The sequence below is a fragment of the Bacillus sp. HMSC036E02 genome, from assembly GCF_001836235.1.
GTDB classification, from domain to species: Bacteria; Bacillota; Bacilli; order Bacillales; family Bacillaceae_G; genus Bacillus_A; species Bacillus_A cereus.
Window position 1 is genome coordinate 133,253 of sequence record NZ_KV827874.1, and the last position, 15,753, is coordinate 149,005.

Sequence of the window (15,753 nt, forward strand, 5' to 3'; positions counted from 1 at the left end):
ACCACCTTGGTCAATCGCGATATCTACAACAACAGAACCTGGTTCCATTGATTTAATCATTTCTTCTGTTACAAGTTTTGGAGCTTTTGCACCTGGGATTAATACTGCACCGATTACAAGATCAGACTCTTTAACAGCTTCTGCAATATTGTAAGGATTAGACATTAAAGTTTTTACTTGGTTTCCGAAAATGTCATCTAATTGACGAAGACGTTCTGCGCTTAAGTCGATGATTGTTACATCCGCACCTAGTCCAACTGCAATTTTAGCAGCATTTGTACCAGCTTGTCCACCACCGATGATTGTTACTTTACCACGTTTAACCCCTGGAACACCTGCAAGTAAGATACCTTTACCGCCTTTGTTCTTCTCAAGGAATTGTGCACCAATTTGTGCAGCCATACGACCAGCTACTTCACTCATAGGTGCAAGTAATGGTAATGAACGATTTTCTAATTGTACTGTTTCATATGCAATAGAAACAACTTTTTTCTCGATTAAAGCTTTTGTTAATTCTGGCTCTGGAGCTAAGTGTAAGTATGTGAATAAGATTAAGCCTTCACTGAAGTGTTTGTATTCGCTTTCAATTGGTTCTTTAACTTTCATAACCATTTCCATGTTCCAAGCTTCTTCAGCTGTATCAACAATTTTTGCTCCCGCTTCCACATACTGAGCGTCTGTGAAACCAGATCCTAAACCTGCACCCTTTTGAATGAATACTTCGTGATTGTTACGAATTAAATGTACAACACCTGCTGGTGTCATTGCCACACGGTTTTCGTTGTTTTTAATTTCTGCTGGTACCCCAATACGCATAATGAAATGCCCCCTTATAATTAACAGAAAAAAGAGATTCTTTTTTCTTTTTGTAATAATTAATAACTTATGTCCTTATTCTAGCATAACTTAAAAGTTATGAAAACGCTAACATACCATTTTTATAAAGTTTATATATTTAGAATAGTGTAAATATATAAAACATTGATTCTATTGGGGGTTTCGTGACATTTCATTATCTATCACTCTATTTTTATTATACCTCTTCAAAATAAACAGTAACCTTTTATTATTTGACAATAATTTAACATTGTAAGAAACCTAAGCGATAACGTATACATATACAGTTATTATTTTACTCAATACTTTAGAGATATATTCTTTTCAAAAAAAATAGCTGCTAGCATTTAGCTAGCAGCTGGGTAACTTATAAATAACTTAGAAAATAAATCATCTGTCGTTTCAGTAATTTTATCAAACAGATCACTTTCTTCCGCTTCTTGCTCTCTTAACATCTTAATTGTTTCACGTGCATCTTCAGGGTAATCGGTTATGATACCATCTACGTTCAACTTATAATATGCCTTTAAATTTTCCATATCATTTACTGTCCATACGTAAATTGGTTTGTTTAACTTCCTTGCTTCTTTTACTAATTTCTTATTTAACATATATTCTTCTGCTACGTAAAAGTCAGCCTTCACATTCTTTAAGTTAGCTCTACTTGCATACAATATATACCCTACTTTTATATCTGGATTTGCACGCTTAAACTCTTTAATAAGTGGATAGTGTAACGTTTGAATTACACATTGCTTCTCAAATTCATTATCTTTAATCGTTTTTAAGACTTTGTTTACAAAATCTTTTTCGCCCCCATGAAGCTTCACTTCTATATTAAGTTTGATTTTGCCATTTGCTAGCTTAATGATTTCATCAAGTGTACTTATTTGTCCTGAAAGTCCATCTTGACTAAGGGTAAGCTGCCTTAACTCAGCCATCGTTAAATCTGACACATGCACATTGGCATTTGCGAGACGTTTCAGCTTCAAATCATGTATAACCGCTAGTTCACCGTCTTTCGTTTGTAATACATCTATTTCAGCGTAGTCTGCTTTTGCATCAATAGCACCTTGCACAGCTTCTTTCGTATTTTCTACACCTTTTGATATATACCCGCGGTGCGCCATAATAATCGGTTCTTTATATGAATTTGAAATAAACGTTACAATGAAAGCAACGACCATTCCGGCAGTAATAATTCCTACAATGTATACGCCAATGAATTTCCAACGATGTTTTTGGAAGAAACATTTATCTGCTTTCGTTTTCGAATAATCTAATCCTTCTTCTAATAAAACATCCTCAACCGGTACCTTTTGTAAGTATAATCGCGTAATCGCCATAATATAAAATGGCGTCACGATAAAGCTGAATAAATACAATGTGCTCGTTAAAAATACAGAAATCGTTGATTCAGCTAATAATGCAAATGTTCCTTTCGGGTTTGTAAATTCATAAACACCCCATAGGCACAATAAATATATTCCCAAAAACACGACATATACAATTCCAATTGAAATAAAAAATCCTACTAAAAAGAATAGTACTTTAAAAAAGCTTTCCTTTACTAAAGTTGCACTTTTACGTGCTGCCACGCGAAATGGTTTTTGCTCTAAAACAACAATGGGTAGAACGAAAATCCATCGAAGATTCAAATATGCGACTACAGCAAAGAACGTGTAATAACCAACTTGTCCCATCGTTGTCTTAAACAGTTCTCCTGTAATAAAGTTAGGAATTTGAATTTGCGGGATTAATGCCGTTTCATATCCCATATTTAAAAGAGGCAACAATACGACAGCATATAAAATAAATCCTGGTAAGCAATATGTGAAAAGAGTAGGTAAATACGTTACCGTTTTATATAAAATCGGACGTAATTTCACCTTCTGTCTTTTATGAGCGAAATACGAAATAATAATAAGCACTGCAAATTCTGTAAAGATAAGAAACAGTGCTAATAATGATAAAATTACGATTGCTAAGATGCCATAAGGCGTCTTTAAAAACGCTAATAATTCATCATTTGTCGCATTTGCATAACCAGCAAAATACAATAACTTATTAAAAATGATTCCAAATAGTGGAACAAACACAATCGCTGCTAATAATTTATAAGCAAGTTGAAAAGTTAATACATTCCAAAAAGCAAATTTAACTGTTTGAAAGGAATGTCTCATTACTCCTGGTATAGATAGTTTTTTACGGTGTTGCATATATTCCTCCAAATTCTAAAACGGTATTTGAGATGGATTCCATATTTCAAGTTCTAATCCATCTTTTTAATAATAATATATTCCGCTTAACATGAACACTCTTATACATATAATGAAAAAAGTGATGGCTACTTCCCATCACTTTTTCATTTATTCTATTTTTTCTCTAGGCCTTGTCCAAATGCTTTCAAAAAGCTAAAACCGAATGTAATAGCTCTATTGATATCTGGATCTTTTAATACTTTAAAGAAATCCATTACTTTTGTTTTTTTACCACTATTTAATTCATCTGTTGCAAATTGCAATCCTGTAACTAAACTTGACGTAATTTGCTTCGTTATTTCTGGATCAACTGAAGATAACGCTTCTCCTGCCCCCATCATATTGTTGAGTGCATTTTTAACTGGTTCACGATTTAATTGCTCCACAGCGATTTTTGAAACATCTTCCTTCGCAGCAAGTAAACTAATTGCTGCATCTAATATACCAGCCTTCTGCAACTGTGCTAAAAGCTGCATCGTTTCTTCTACTGCTTCACGATTATTAGATAACTCATTTAGAAGTTCATCTGCTACTTGCTGTTTCTGTTCTTCCTCTGTTACAACTTTCTTTTTAATTACAGTAATTTCTTTCGCCACTATCTCCGCCCCCTAGTCCACAAGTGATACGTATTGTTTTCTTTGCCATTTTTGCTCGATTTCAACACCATTTTGCGGATTACGCTTTTTATCTCTCGGGTTTGAAGATGGTAACGGACGATTCCCTTTTTCACGTAGTACACGCATCTTTACCATCGTTTGTTTATACGCTGGTGTACACGTATAAAGATCTGTCGCCGTTCCAGTTAAAATATTGATTGCCTCTTCATTTACCGTTGCATGCATCGGTAAATATAGCTCTTTCCCCGTTACACGATCTGTAACAAGTGCCTGTACTTTAATTTTCCCAAATGGTGATGCTAATTCTACAAGACCACCATCTTTCACATTGCGCTCTAGGGCAAGTTCAGGCGAGATTTCAACGAACACTTCAGATACTTTAGATAAAATACCAGCCGATTTATTCGTCATATTTCCTTCATGGAAATGTTCTAACATACGACCATTATTTAAAAGTAAATCATACTCATCTGGTGCTACAACTGGTGGTACCCATTCATCTAATGATAAACGAGCGAGTTTATCTGGGAAGTTAAATCCGTCTACATATAATAGCGGTGTATCGCTACCATCATGACTACCCCAACATAAACTATTCCATCCTTCTAGACGGTCGTACGTTGCTTGAGAGTATAACGGTGCAAGTGACGCGATTTCGTCCATAATTTCACTTGGACTTTCATAATTCCAATCCCCACCTAGTGCACGAGCAACTTTTTGTAAAATCCACCAGTCTGGTTTTGAATCACCAAGCGGCTTCAATACTTCATATAATCTTTGAATGCGGCGCTCTGTATTTGTAAACGTTCCTTCTTTTTCTAAGCTTGGTGCCGCTGGTAAAATAACATCAGCAAAACGAGCTGTTTTCGATAAGAACATATCTTGAACAACAAGGAAATCTAAATTCGCTAAAATATGTTGTACATGGTTGGCATTCGAATCTACTAAAGCCATTTCTTCACCCATAACATACATACCACGCAGTTTTCCTTCATCTGCCGCAAGTAACATTGCAATATTATTTAAGCCTGGTGCTTTCGGAATTGTAGTACCGTATGCTTTTTCAAATTTCGCACGGAGCGCATCATCTGAAACCGCTTGGTAACCTGGAAGCCAGTTTGGTAATGTTGCCATATCACAAGCGCCTTGTACGTTATTATGTCCGCGTAATGGGTATGCTCCTGCACCAGGACGACGATAGTTACCCGTAACAAGCAATAGATTTGAAATTGCTGCTGAAGTTGTACTTCCTCCAGTATTTTGAGTTACACCCATTCCCCAAAGTACACAAGTACCATCTGCTTCATATACCATACGAGCCATTTCTTTCAGATTTTCTTTCGAAATCCCCGTGATTTCTTCTGTATAATCAAGCGTATACTTTTCTACCATTTTGCTATATTCATCAAAATTCTTCACATTTTCAGCTATGAACTTTTTATCGTGCCAATCTTGATCAATAATATATTTCGTAATACCAGCGAGCCATACGTAATCAGTTCCTTGGCGCGGATGAATGAATAAATCCGCACGCTCTGCCATTTCATGTTTACGAAGGTCTGCCACAATTAATTTTTGGTCATGTAATTTATGTGCACGTTTTACACGCGTTGCAAGTACAGGATGTCCTTCTGTTGGATTTGCTCCAACGATAATGACAAGGCCTGCTTCCGCAATATCTTTCACTGTTCCAGCGTCCCCGCCCATACCGACAGTTTTAAATAAACCGTCTGTTGCTGGAGATTGACAATAACGGGAACAGTTGTCTACATTATTCGTTCCATATATTTGACGGGCTAGTTTTTGCATAAGATAATTTTCTTCATTCGTTACTTTCGAAGAAGAAATAAATCCAAATGCATCACTTCCATATTCTGATTTAATATGCTGCATATTGGATGCAACAACTTCAAGAGCCTCTTCCCATGAAGCTTCAACAAACATATCTCCTTGGCGAATTAATGGCTTTGTAATACGATCTTCACTGTTTACAAAATCCCATCCAAATTTGCCTTTTACACATGTGGAAATACCGTTAACCGGCGCATCTGAAACAGGCTGTACTTTCAAAATGTGGCGGTCTTTCGTCCATACTTCAAATGAACAACCTACACCACAAAATGTACAAACTGTTTTTGTTTTATTCACTTTCGTCTTACGCATCGCAGCCTCTACTTCTGAAACTGCTAAAATACTACTATATCCAGGTTCTACATCCTTTACAAAATCAATCATCGGATCTAACACATCCGGTTTCAATCCTGTCATGAATCCAGCTTCACCCAGCATTGTTTTTTCCATTAACGCATTACATGGACATACTGTTACACACTGCCCACAACTTACACAAGATGAGTCATTTATACTTACACCATTGTCCCATATAACACGTGGACGGTCTAAGCTCCAATCAATCGATATAGTTTCATTCACTTGTAAGTTTTGACATACTTCTACACACTGCCCACAAGCAATACATTGATTTGGATCATACCGATAAAACGGATGTGACATATCCACTTCACACGCACTTACTTTTGGCTCATACGGATATTTCTGTTCCTCAATTCCCATCATATGTACTGTATTGTGGACTTTACAGTTACCATTATTGTTATCACAAACGGTACAATACAGTAGATGATTCTCTAATATTCGATCCATTGCCTCAGTCTGTGCCTCTTTTGCACGCTGGGACTGTCTTTCGATATGCATACCGTTCTCTAATTTCGTTGAACAAGCACGCATTAACTTCCCATTTACTTCTACAATACACGTATCACAAGTTTGAATTGGATCTACTTCTGGTACATGACAAATTTGAGGATGTTCCAAATTACTCTCGTTAAATAATTGTAGTATCGTCTTTTCACCTGATGCAGAAAATTCTTTACCATCGACGGTTACACGGACTGTCTGTTCTGCCATAGTTTCCCCTCTCCTTACAACCAACTGTACAACACAATTATGAATCCGTTTTCAAAATCGCATTACTGTACATATTTTTGAAACGCTCTACCCAAATACTTTCTTATGAAGTCGATTCTAGATGTTATAAGGTATAACTACGAAAGCTTGAAATTATCACTATTCTACAGTTCTATTATATCGTACATATACAATAATAACCAAAATAATCTGTGATCTTCTTGTTAATAGGTGTTTTTATTTTTCCCATTGTTTTATGATAAATGTGGGAGAGAAATACATATAAAAGGGGAATTTAATATGGGGCCTACGCAAGAGACTTATACAATTGTACGCTATCAATCTGGTACATTTTCAAAACAGCTTGATGAGATTGTTACAGAATCTCCTATTACTATTAAGTTGAATGGTGAAGAATATGTAACAGTCGTATGCACACCAAATTATATTGAAGATATGGTAATTGGTTTTTTAATTTCTGAGGGGATTATTTCTTCCTATAAAGATGTTGAAGAACTATGGGTTCAAAAAGATAACGGAATTGTCCATGTAAAATCATCAAAAGTGAATCCGCTCTATCAAACTTTATATAATAAACGATACATCACTTCTTGCTGTGGAAAAGGTAGACAAGGTTTTATTTTCGTAAACGACGCAGCAAAAGCAAAAGACTTACATGATATACATGTAAAAATTACTCCTGAAGAATGCTTTCACTTAATGAATACCTTGCAACAATCTTCTACTACATTTCGCCAAACTGGCGGTGTTCACAATACCGCGCTATGTGATCGAAACAATATCCTCCTATCAAGAATGGATATTGGAAGACATAATGCATTAGATAAAATATATGGTCATTGTTTGCGTAACGATATATCCATTAAAGGAAAAATCATCGCATTTAGCGGACGTATTTCATCCGAAATTTTACTCAAAGTTTCAAAAATCGGATGTGAAATTGTTCTATCTAAATCCGCTCCAACAAAACTGGCATTGCAACTTGCCCATGATTTAGGCATTACAGTCGTAGGGTTTATTAGAAATGAATCTTGTAATATTTACACACATCCAAAACGAATTGATGGCTATCAATCCAATGTTTAAAAAATAACTCCTCAATCGAGGAGTTATTTTAGTTATAAAAATGTAACATATTAAACACTTGAATAGTTAACAAAGTTAATATATAATTTCATTACATAATTAAAACAAAACATTGTAGCATATATCTTTTCATTCTTTTACAAATTAAAAGAGAATACTAACAAAACATATACTCAATCTTATAAAAGTAATGGATTTATTTGAAATCCACCAGGGAGGTTACAACTATGGAAATTCGCTTATTAACAACAGAGGACGCAGAAATATATTTAAAAGTTTGTATGGAAGGTTTAACGAAGAATCCGGAAGCTTTTAGCTCTTCTTATGAAGATGTTCTTAAACATGAAAATCCTGTGGCTGCTATGGCTAAACGATTAAGCAATCCGGATAAGTATACTCTAGGTGTCTTCAAAGATAATGATTTAATTGGTATCGCTACTTTAGAAACAAAACCATTTATTAAACAAGAACATAAAGCAAAAATTGGCTCCGTTTTTGTTTCCCCAAAAGCACGTGGTCTCGGAGCAGGACGAGCTCTAATTAAAGCAATTATTGAAAATGCCGATAAATTACATGTAGAACAACTCATGCTTGATGTTGTAGTTGGTAACGTTGGTGCAAAAAAATTATATGAGTCATTAGGTTTCCAAACTTACGGCGTACAAGAGCGTTCATTAAAACACAATGGTCAATATTGGGACGAGGAACATATGGTTCTGTTCTTAAATGATTAATACTTCAATATAAAGTGAAACTTTACTCAGTGTTTTTTCCATCCCCTACTGAGTATTAGTTGAACCAATCGGGCTTTTACGGGCAGTTATCGCCCACCTAACTCCCTCGCATTCGCTGAATTTTAAGGTGGGAGTTACTGCCCACAAATAGCGGGGTAGTTTTCCAAAAACATCTTTCTTAATAAGAAAGATGTTTTTTTACATTACAACAATGTAATCTTCATGTCACCTTTATCGATCGTACCAATCCTTACCATTCATTATACTAAAAATATAAAGTGAAACTTTACTCAGTGGGGAACTACATCCCACGCCGATCGCATGTACTTGATATGTAGAGGAGAATGTGATATAAAACAAAACAAACGAGCTATGCTTTTAATATTTACTACAGCAATTGTAACTTCTGGGTTAGCAATTTTACCTTGGTTTATCATATAGGAATACTCCCCTAACAATGAAAAAAGCTGATTGCTTCTTAAGAAGCAATCAGCTTTTTTTATATTATAAAATCCCCAAAATTTTATTTACGCAACTTATAATAATAACCATAGATACGGCAACGCACATGACAACCGTATTACGATCTTGCTTTTCTTTTTTTGAAATTTCTTCTTTTGAATTCATGTGTATGATCTCCTTTTAAAAAAAGTGTGAGATAGGAAATTTTTCTTATCCGATGCGAGGTGAATACGAAAACCCTCTCTATCTCACATACACAATAGAATGGAATTGTCATTTTATAAATAAAATGACATGACGTTATGTCGCAACATAGGGTATTTTGTGTCGCTACGTTTTCTATTATAAAAAATAGTTGTGCAAAACTAGTGCATTTTTTATGTCAATTACTCTGAGCGAAAAATAACTCTTCCACTCAATCACATAAAAAGAGTTTTTTATTATTTTCATGTAAACTATACAAGTAGAATGAACAGTTTGGGGTGCACAAGATTATGGTAAAAATTTTATTAGTAGACGATGAAGAACGTATGTTACGATTATTAGATCTGTTCTTAAGCCCTCGCGGCTATTTTTGCATGAAAGCTACCTCTGGCCTTGAAGCACTAAATTTAATCGAACAAAAAGAATTCGATATTATTTTATTAGATGTTATGATGCCAAATATGGATGGATGGGATACTTGCTATCAAATTCGTCAAATTTCCAATGTTCCTATCATTATGTTAACAGCTCGTAATCAAAACTACGATATGGTGAAAGGCCTCACGATGGGCGCAGATGATTATATTACAAAACCATTTGATGAGCATGTATTAGTCGCACGAATCGAGGCTATATTACGCCGTACAAAAAAAGATGGCTTTGTTAGTTTCAATGGTATTGAGTGGGATAAAACGAAACATACTGTCACAGTTTATGATGAAAAAATCTCATTAACTCCTATCGAATTTTCGTTACTCGGACTATTTTTGCAAAATACAAACCGTGCTTATAGCCGAGATGATTTAATCGAAAAAATTTGGGGCTATGAAACAGATATCGAATATAGAACAATTGATTCACACATTCGTAATATCCGTGATAAACTACGCAAAAAAGGATTTCCAATTGAAGATTACCTAGAAACGGTCTATAAAGTCGGATATAAATGGAAAAGTGAATAATTACTTCGGTCAGTGGGAAATCGTATACCACTGACTCTTTATTATGAATAAGGTATGGTGAAAAAATGAGTAAACTTTCCCTTAAAATTGGGACATACTTTTTAATATTAGCTTTATGTATTGAAACAATTGCTTTCGTATCTTTTTATAAAAGCCTTTCAAAAATGCGTATTGTAGAGGAAACAGATGCTCTTTTAGAGAAAGGTAATCGCTATAGTAAAAAAATTAAAAGCCGCGAGAGACGGGATGAATATTATAAAGAAATGAAACACGCTGAACATAATAAAAGTCCTAAACGCCCTGTGTATCCTGAATTCGATATTACGAATGAGGCTGCACACTTAGTTGAATCGGAATCAATTTCTAACTCCGATATAGCTATCATTATTACTGACCATAACGGCAAAATTATTTCCACCTCAGAACCCGTAACAAAAGATATGCAAAAACAACTTACTTGTAAAACAGAAACTGTCCCAGACGGCGGATTGGTCGTTGAAAGGAACTGGAAAAAATCAAAGTTCATCACAACAGTAAGCCCACTTAACACAACAAAGTTTCAAGGAAAGCTATATATGCTATTAAAAACATCTTTCCTAGAAAATATGTTACTTAAACTCATGAACCAATTTCTTATCATTAGCGTTTTAACAATTATTTTAACAACAATTTCTGTCTTTGTTTTTTCACGCGTTATTACAGAACCACTTGTAAAAATGAAGAGAGCGACAGAAAAAATGTCAAAATTAAATAAGCCAATTCAATTAGGTATTAAACGGAATGATGAACTCGGAAGTTTAGCAAAAACAATTGAAGATTTATCGAGTGAACTTACGTATATGAAAAAAGAGCGCAATGAATTTCTCGCTAGTGTCGCTCATGAACTATTAACTCCATTGACCTATATGAAAGGTTATGCAAAGGTAGCAAAGAGAGACTCTTTAACAAAAGAGGAGCGAGAAGAATACTTACAAATCATTGAGGATGAAACGGATAGTGTAACCGATCTCGTCCAAGATTTATTTATGCTTGTACAATTAGAACAACACCAATTTGTTATAAAAAAACAAAAAGTGCTTCTTCAGCCATTTTTAGAACGAATGGTTGAAAAAACAAAAACAACATTAACGAATAAGCAAATGCAACTTCATGTATATTGCAAAGATGATTTAGAAGTTTGTATAGACGAAAGACGTATGGAACAAGTTATGTTAAATTTATTACACAACGCTTATCAACATTCGCCAGAAAACACATCCATTACGATACGTGTACTCATGGAAACAGATTCTTTTACAATAAGTGTACAAGATGAAGGTGAAGGTATTCCTGAAGAAGATATCCCGCATATTTTTGACCGTTTTTATCGTGTTGATAAATCTAGAACACGAGCTACAGGCGGAAAAGGCATCGGGCTAGCTGTTGCAAAGGAAATTGTAGAATTGCATAACGGTTCTATTCTAGTAACAAGCCAATTAGGAGCGGGAACAAACTTTATAATCAAGCTACCTTTTGAATAATATGCGTGTGAAAACACCAGTAGTAGTAAACACTACTGGTGTTATTTTGTTCATAAAAACAGCTCATATAAGCTAAGCTTTTGAAATTATTCTTATTTCAATATAAAATAAAGGTACATTTGCAAAGATTTGGAGGGTGATATAATTGGATATCCATGTATTAACAAAAGACGAAGCAGAAATTTACTTAGAACTTCGCGTAGAAGGATTAAAGCAAAACCCTGAAGCATTCAGCTCTTCTTATGAAGATATTATTAATAAAGAGTGTGCGATTGAATATAAAGCACAAAAATTAGCACAAGATGAAAACTATACGCTAGGTGCATTTAAAGATGGAAAATTAATCGGGGTTGCAACACTGGAAACGAAACCATATGTAAAACAAGAACATAAAGCTAAAATCGGTTCTGTATATGTATCTCCAAAAGCACGCGGACTTGGAGCAGGAAAAGCACTTATTAAAGAATGTCTTGAGCTTGCTAAATCTTTAGAAGTAGAACAAGTTATGCTTGATGTTGTTGTTGGCAACGATGGAGCGAAAAAACTTTATGAATCATTAGGTTTTAAAACATTCGGTGTACAAGAACGTTCATTAAAATATAACGGACAATATTGGGACGAAGAGCATATGGTCTTATTCTTAGATGAAAATAAATAATAAAAAACATCCTCATGTTTGGAGGATGTTTTTTACTTTCTTGTAAACCATGCCGTGTGTAATAATTGAATCGCTTTCGCAATCTCTTCCTCTGATAATATCGCAAACCCAAGTAAAACTACACTCTCAGGCGCCGTACCGTCTTTATAGTACGTAGACACAGGATATATTTTAATACTATATTTCGCAGCTTCTTGAATTAATTCTTCTTCCTGCATTCCATTATGCACTTTTAATAAAATGTGTAATCCGGAATCTTCTCCTATTACTTCAACACGATTAGAGAAATACTTCTCTATTTCAAAAACAAGTCTATCTCTCTTCTTTCGGTAGACAACACGCATTTTATGAATATGTTTTTCCCAATATCCTTCATTTAAAAATCTTCTAATCACTTCTTGATCTATTCTTGAAACACTTTGTGTATAAAATAAATATTGCTGTTGATACTTTTTAATTAATTTCTTCGGCAACACCATATAGCTCATCCGTAGCGATGGCAATAATGCTTTAGATAGCGTCCCCATATAAATAACTTTCCCCTCTGTATCTAACCCTTGCAGCGCCGGTATAGGTTTTCCAGAATAACGAAATTCACTATCATAATCATCTTCAATAATATACCTGCTCTCTTCTTTCTTTGCCCACTGTAAAAGCTGCATCCTTCTCGTAATAGGCATAATCATTCCATATGGAAACTGATGGGAAGGTGTAACAAATACAACATTCGCATTGCTATTTTCTAAATCTGCAATACAAATTCCATCTCTATCTAAAGATAACATTTGGACTCTTGCTTCTCCCTGTTCAAAAACAACCATCTTTCTATGATACCCTGGGTTTTCAACTGCATAATTGCTTCCCTTTAACAATTGAAACAATAGTTTCACTAATATTTGTGTTCCCGCTCCTAATACAATTTGACTAGCTGAACAACGCACACCTCTAGATTCATACAAATAATTCGTAATCTCTTCTCTTAAGCTTGCTTCCCCTTGAGGGTGTCCTAGAAAGAGAAGTTCGTTATTATGCGGTTGCCATACTTCATTTACAATTTTCCGATACATATTAAATGGAAAAGCATTTGTATCAATTCCTGTTTGTGTAAAGTCAAATTTATAACGCTTCTCCTGAAACGGGACTTCTTCTATCCTCTCTTCGCTATCCTCTACATGAACCATTTGCTCAATCTTGCATACAAAATAACCTTTTCTCGATATCGATTCAATATAACCTTCTGCAAGTAATTGTTCGTAGGCTGCCTCTACTGTATTTTTACTTACTTGTAAATGTATCGCTAACTTTCGCTTAGCCGGTAATTTCGTAAAAGGGACAATCGATCCATCTTTAATCTCTTTTTTTATATACTCATACAATTGCACATATAATGCCTTTTTACTATTCACATTTAAATTAGGCGTTAATTCTAACATAATATCTGACCCCTTAATAAAACTAAAATCTGATACTTTTTACAGTACCAGATTTTATATATAATTCCTTTTATCATGTCACACATCAAAAATCAAATACCGGAGAGGAGAAACATGATAATGAACAATGGTAGACGTATCGGACTCATTATGATTATTACAGGGGCTACATTATGGGGATTATCTGGTCCAATGATTCAGTGGCTATTTCAGCATACTAATGTATCCTCAATTGATTTTTTAACAATTCGATTGTTACTTGCAGGAATATTTATTTTGTCTTTCTTACTTATAAAGAAACAAAACATATTTCAAATTTGGAAACACCCTAGATATTCTATACAACTTATTATTTTCTCTATTCTCGGCATGCTTGGTGCGCAATACGCCTTTATCGAAACGGTTCATATTAGTAACGCGGTCACAGCAACGCTATTTCAATTTCTAGGTCCTGTTCTTATTACCATGTATGTTGCATTTGAACAAAGAAAATTCCCTGCTTCCATGCAACTATTCGCAATTATAGCCGCGCTAATAGGAACATACTTTATTATTACAAATGGCTCAATTGAAAATATTGTTTTATCTAAAGAAGCTATTATTTTTGGACTATTAACAGCAATTGGATTTGCATTTTATACCCTTCATCCAGCTTCGCTTATTAAAGCATGCGGAACAACTATAGTAATTGGTTGGGGGATGTTAATCGGAGGAATTGCACTACTTATTTATAATCATTCATTCGGGTGGAATCAATTTTCACAAACCTTTACACTAAAAACTTTTTCTATGCTTATTCTTATCATTATTAGTGGTACCCTTTCTTTCCTTCTGTATATCGGTAGTCTTAAATATTTAGCAGCAACAGAAACAAGCATTTTATCTAGCATTGAACCCCTTGTAGCTGCCATCGTTTCAATCACTTGGCTAAGTGAATCTTTTGGAGCATATCAATTATTAGGCGGCATATGTATCGTTCTATCCGTTATTTTTTTGACGATGCCCCAAAAAGAAACCGAACCAACCTATACAACGGAACAAATATAAAATGAAACTTTAATTAGTGGGGCTATCTCCCACTGATTATTAACCTACACCAATCGGGCTTTTACGGGATACAAAATGTCAAAAGAGGTCGTACAAAACTTACGACCTCTTTTGACATTTTAAAGGAATTGTCCCGCCTTCTAGCAAATACAATTACACTAACAATAAAAACTAGGAGTGTGGCACCATGAAAAAAATCGGAACTATGCTACTTCTCTCCTTTCTCATCACTGGATGCACACAAGCACAACCTGATTCAAAAGCATCTAAAACTGAAGCTGTCGCAACGTCCAATCAAGTGAACGCACCTTCCTTCTTTCATCTTAGTGTTTTAAAAGATGTAAATTGGGAAGAAGCACCCTCATTCATAGACGGAAAAATACCTTTAAAAGGCATCGAAGGAAAAATCGCAATGGCTGATAGTCCTATTATCGCAAATGAACAAAATGAAATAATGTGGTACTTTCTAGATTCTGAAATACCAACTGGAAAATTGTCTATTATTGCGCTAAAACAAGGATCTGTAACGCCAACACCAGTACTCTTTCAAAAAGAAATTTCCAAACAAACTTGGACTACTTCAAATACAATCAATTCTACTACAAGCGAACTCCCTCTCGCTATGTCACTACCTTCATCTGGATTATGGTTATTAAATATATATGTGAATGAAAAATATTATGATCAGTTTGTAATCACCGCTGAGTAAAGTGACAAAAATAAACCACTTTCTTACAACAATGTAATTTCTACGTCATGTACTTCGATAGTTGAATTATCTCTCTTCTCTTATACTTAAAGTAAGAAATGAATGAGGAGAGATGAGAGATGAAAAAAATGATAGAAGTAATCGTAGCAATAACTGAGGTTTTAGTGAATGGTAAACAAGTTGCAATGGAATTAAATAAATAGTGAAGAAACATAAATAATTCTACACTTCTTCATTATTTTGATTTCTTATCTCAAAAAAGCAGTGCCTTTTA

At 34.6% G+C, this 15,753-nt stretch carries 13 protein-coding genes; 7 read left to right on the forward strand and 6 right to left on the reverse strand.

Annotated features, from left to right (window positions below; all coding sequences use genetic code 11):
- From ald to fdhF, 4 genes are all read right to left on the reverse strand, one after another.
- On the reverse strand, positions 1 to 816 hold an 816-nt coding region (gene ald / locus HMPREF2590_RS25700), incomplete at its 3' end, for an alanine dehydrogenase (protein WP_070861616.1).
- Positions 817 to 1,184: 368 nt separating this feature from the next.
- The gene (locus HMPREF2590_RS25705) at positions 1,185 to 3,056 is read right to left on the reverse strand and encodes a glycerophosphodiester phosphodiesterase (protein WP_050821595.1); all 1,872 of its coding nucleotides are present in this window, start codon (positions 3,054 to 3,056) and stop codon (positions 1,185 to 1,187) included.
- A gap of 155 nt (positions 3,057 to 3,211) precedes the next feature.
- Positions 3,212 to 3,694, reverse strand: coding sequence for a helical membrane plugin domain-containing protein (locus HMPREF2590_RS25710; protein WP_001040540.1), 483 nt, complete (start codon positions 3,692 to 3,694; stop codon positions 3,212 to 3,214).
- 12 nt (positions 3,695 to 3,706) lie between these two features.
- Positions 3,707 to 6,643 carry a formate dehydrogenase subunit alpha gene (gene fdhF, locus HMPREF2590_RS25715; protein ID WP_050821594.1) on the reverse strand — a complete coding sequence of 979 codons (2,937 nt, stop codon included), beginning with the start codon at positions 6,641 to 6,643 and terminating at the stop codon, positions 3,707 to 3,709.
- Positions 6,644 to 6,943: 300 nt separating this feature from the next.
- Here fdhF and fdhD point away from each other — a divergent pair, with 300 nt between their 5' ends.
- Both fdhD and HMPREF2590_RS25725 read left to right on the forward strand, forming a co-directional pair.
- Entirely contained in the window at positions 6,944 to 7,750 is an 807-nt protein-coding gene (gene fdhD / locus HMPREF2590_RS25720; protein WP_000529230.1) for a formate dehydrogenase accessory sulfurtransferase FdhD, read from the forward strand.
- A gap of 227 nt (positions 7,751 to 7,977) precedes the next feature.
- Positions 7,978 to 8,484 (forward strand): GNAT family N-acetyltransferase, encoded by a 507-nt coding sequence (locus HMPREF2590_RS25725; protein ID WP_000405884.1) that lies wholly within the window; start codon positions 7,978 to 7,980, stop codon positions 8,482 to 8,484.
- 504 nt (positions 8,485 to 8,988) lie between these two features.
- On the opposite strand, the gene HMPREF2590_RS30980 is transcribed toward HMPREF2590_RS25725, so the two are convergent.
- On the reverse strand, positions 8,989 to 9,111 hold the full coding sequence (locus HMPREF2590_RS30980) for a hypothetical protein (protein WP_001085006.1): 123 nt from the start codon (positions 9,109 to 9,111) through the stop codon (positions 8,989 to 8,991).
- 329 nt (positions 9,112 to 9,440) lie between these two features.
- Here HMPREF2590_RS30980 and HMPREF2590_RS25735 point away from each other — a divergent pair, with 329 nt between their 5' ends.
- The 3 genes from HMPREF2590_RS25735 (at position 9,441) to HMPREF2590_RS25745 (ending at position 12,290) form a co-directional block, all read left to right on the forward strand.
- Complete coding sequence (locus HMPREF2590_RS25735; protein WP_000238959.1) at positions 9,441 to 10,112, forward strand: response regulator transcription factor; 672 nt, start codon at positions 9,441 to 9,443, stop codon at positions 10,110 to 10,112.
- A gap of 65 nt (positions 10,113 to 10,177) precedes the next feature.
- Positions 10,178 to 11,632, forward strand: coding sequence for a HAMP domain-containing sensor histidine kinase (locus HMPREF2590_RS25740; protein WP_000041027.1), 1,455 nt, complete (start codon positions 10,178 to 10,180; stop codon positions 11,630 to 11,632).
- Positions 11,633 to 11,777: 145 nt separating this feature from the next.
- Positions 11,778 to 12,290 carry a GNAT family N-acetyltransferase gene (locus HMPREF2590_RS25745; protein ID WP_000351212.1) on the forward strand — a complete coding sequence of 171 codons (513 nt, stop codon included), beginning with the start codon at positions 11,778 to 11,780 and terminating at the stop codon, positions 12,288 to 12,290.
- A gap of 32 nt (positions 12,291 to 12,322) precedes the next feature.
- Here HMPREF2590_RS25745 and pdxR read toward each other — a convergent pair whose 3' ends face one another.
- On the reverse strand, positions 12,323 to 13,723 hold the full coding sequence (gene pdxR, locus HMPREF2590_RS25750; RefSeq protein ID WP_000891927.1) for a MocR-like pyridoxine biosynthesis transcription factor PdxR: 1,401 nt from the start codon (positions 13,721 to 13,723) through the stop codon (positions 12,323 to 12,325).
- Positions 13,724 to 13,843: 120 nt separating this feature from the next.
- Between pdxR and HMPREF2590_RS25755 the strand changes: the two genes are divergently transcribed.
- Positions 13,844 to 14,770 carry a DMT family transporter gene (locus HMPREF2590_RS25755; protein WP_001059051.1) on the forward strand — a complete coding sequence of 309 codons (927 nt, stop codon included), beginning with the start codon at positions 13,844 to 13,846 and terminating at the stop codon, positions 14,768 to 14,770.
- Positions 14,771 to 14,957: 187 nt separating this feature from the next.
- The gene (locus HMPREF2590_RS25760) at positions 14,958 to 15,479 is read left to right on the forward strand and encodes a DUF4871 domain-containing protein (RefSeq protein WP_000719682.1); all 522 of its coding nucleotides are present in this window, start codon (positions 14,958 to 14,960) and stop codon (positions 15,477 to 15,479) included.
- Positions 15,480 to 15,753: the final 274 nt, after the last annotated feature.

Coding starts and splice junctions, on each gene's coding strand:
- HMPREF2590_RS25705 (WP_050821595.1), bottom strand. CDS start 3,056: ATGCAACACCGTAAAAAACTATCTATACCAGGAGTAATGAGACATTCC.
- fdhF (WP_050821594.1), bottom strand. CDS start 6,643: ATGGCAGAACAGACAGTCCGTGTAACCGTCGATGGTAAAGAATTTTCT.
- fdhD (WP_000529230.1), top strand. CDS start 6,944: ATGGGGCCTACGCAAGAGACTTATACAATTGTACGCTATCAATCTGGT.
- HMPREF2590_RS25725 (WP_000405884.1), top strand. CDS start 7,978: ATGGAAATTCGCTTATTAACAACAGAGGACGCAGAAATATATTTAAAA.
- HMPREF2590_RS30980 (WP_001085006.1), bottom strand. CDS start 9,111: ATGAATTCAAAAGAAGAAATTTCAAAAAAAGAAAAGCAAGATCGTAAT.
- HMPREF2590_RS25735 (WP_000238959.1), top strand. CDS start 9,441: ATGGTAAAAATTTTATTAGTAGACGATGAAGAACGTATGTTACGATTA.
- HMPREF2590_RS25740 (WP_000041027.1), top strand. CDS start 10,178: ATGAGTAAACTTTCCCTTAAAATTGGGACATACTTTTTAATATTAGCT.
- pdxR (WP_000891927.1), bottom strand. CDS start 13,723: ATGTTAGAATTAACGCCTAATTTAAATGTGAATAGTAAAAAGGCATTA.
- HMPREF2590_RS25755 (WP_001059051.1), top strand. CDS start 13,844: ATGAACAATGGTAGACGTATCGGACTCATTATGATTATTACAGGGGCT.
- HMPREF2590_RS25760 (WP_000719682.1), top strand. CDS start 14,958: ATGAAAAAAATCGGAACTATGCTACTTCTCTCCTTTCTCATCACTGGA.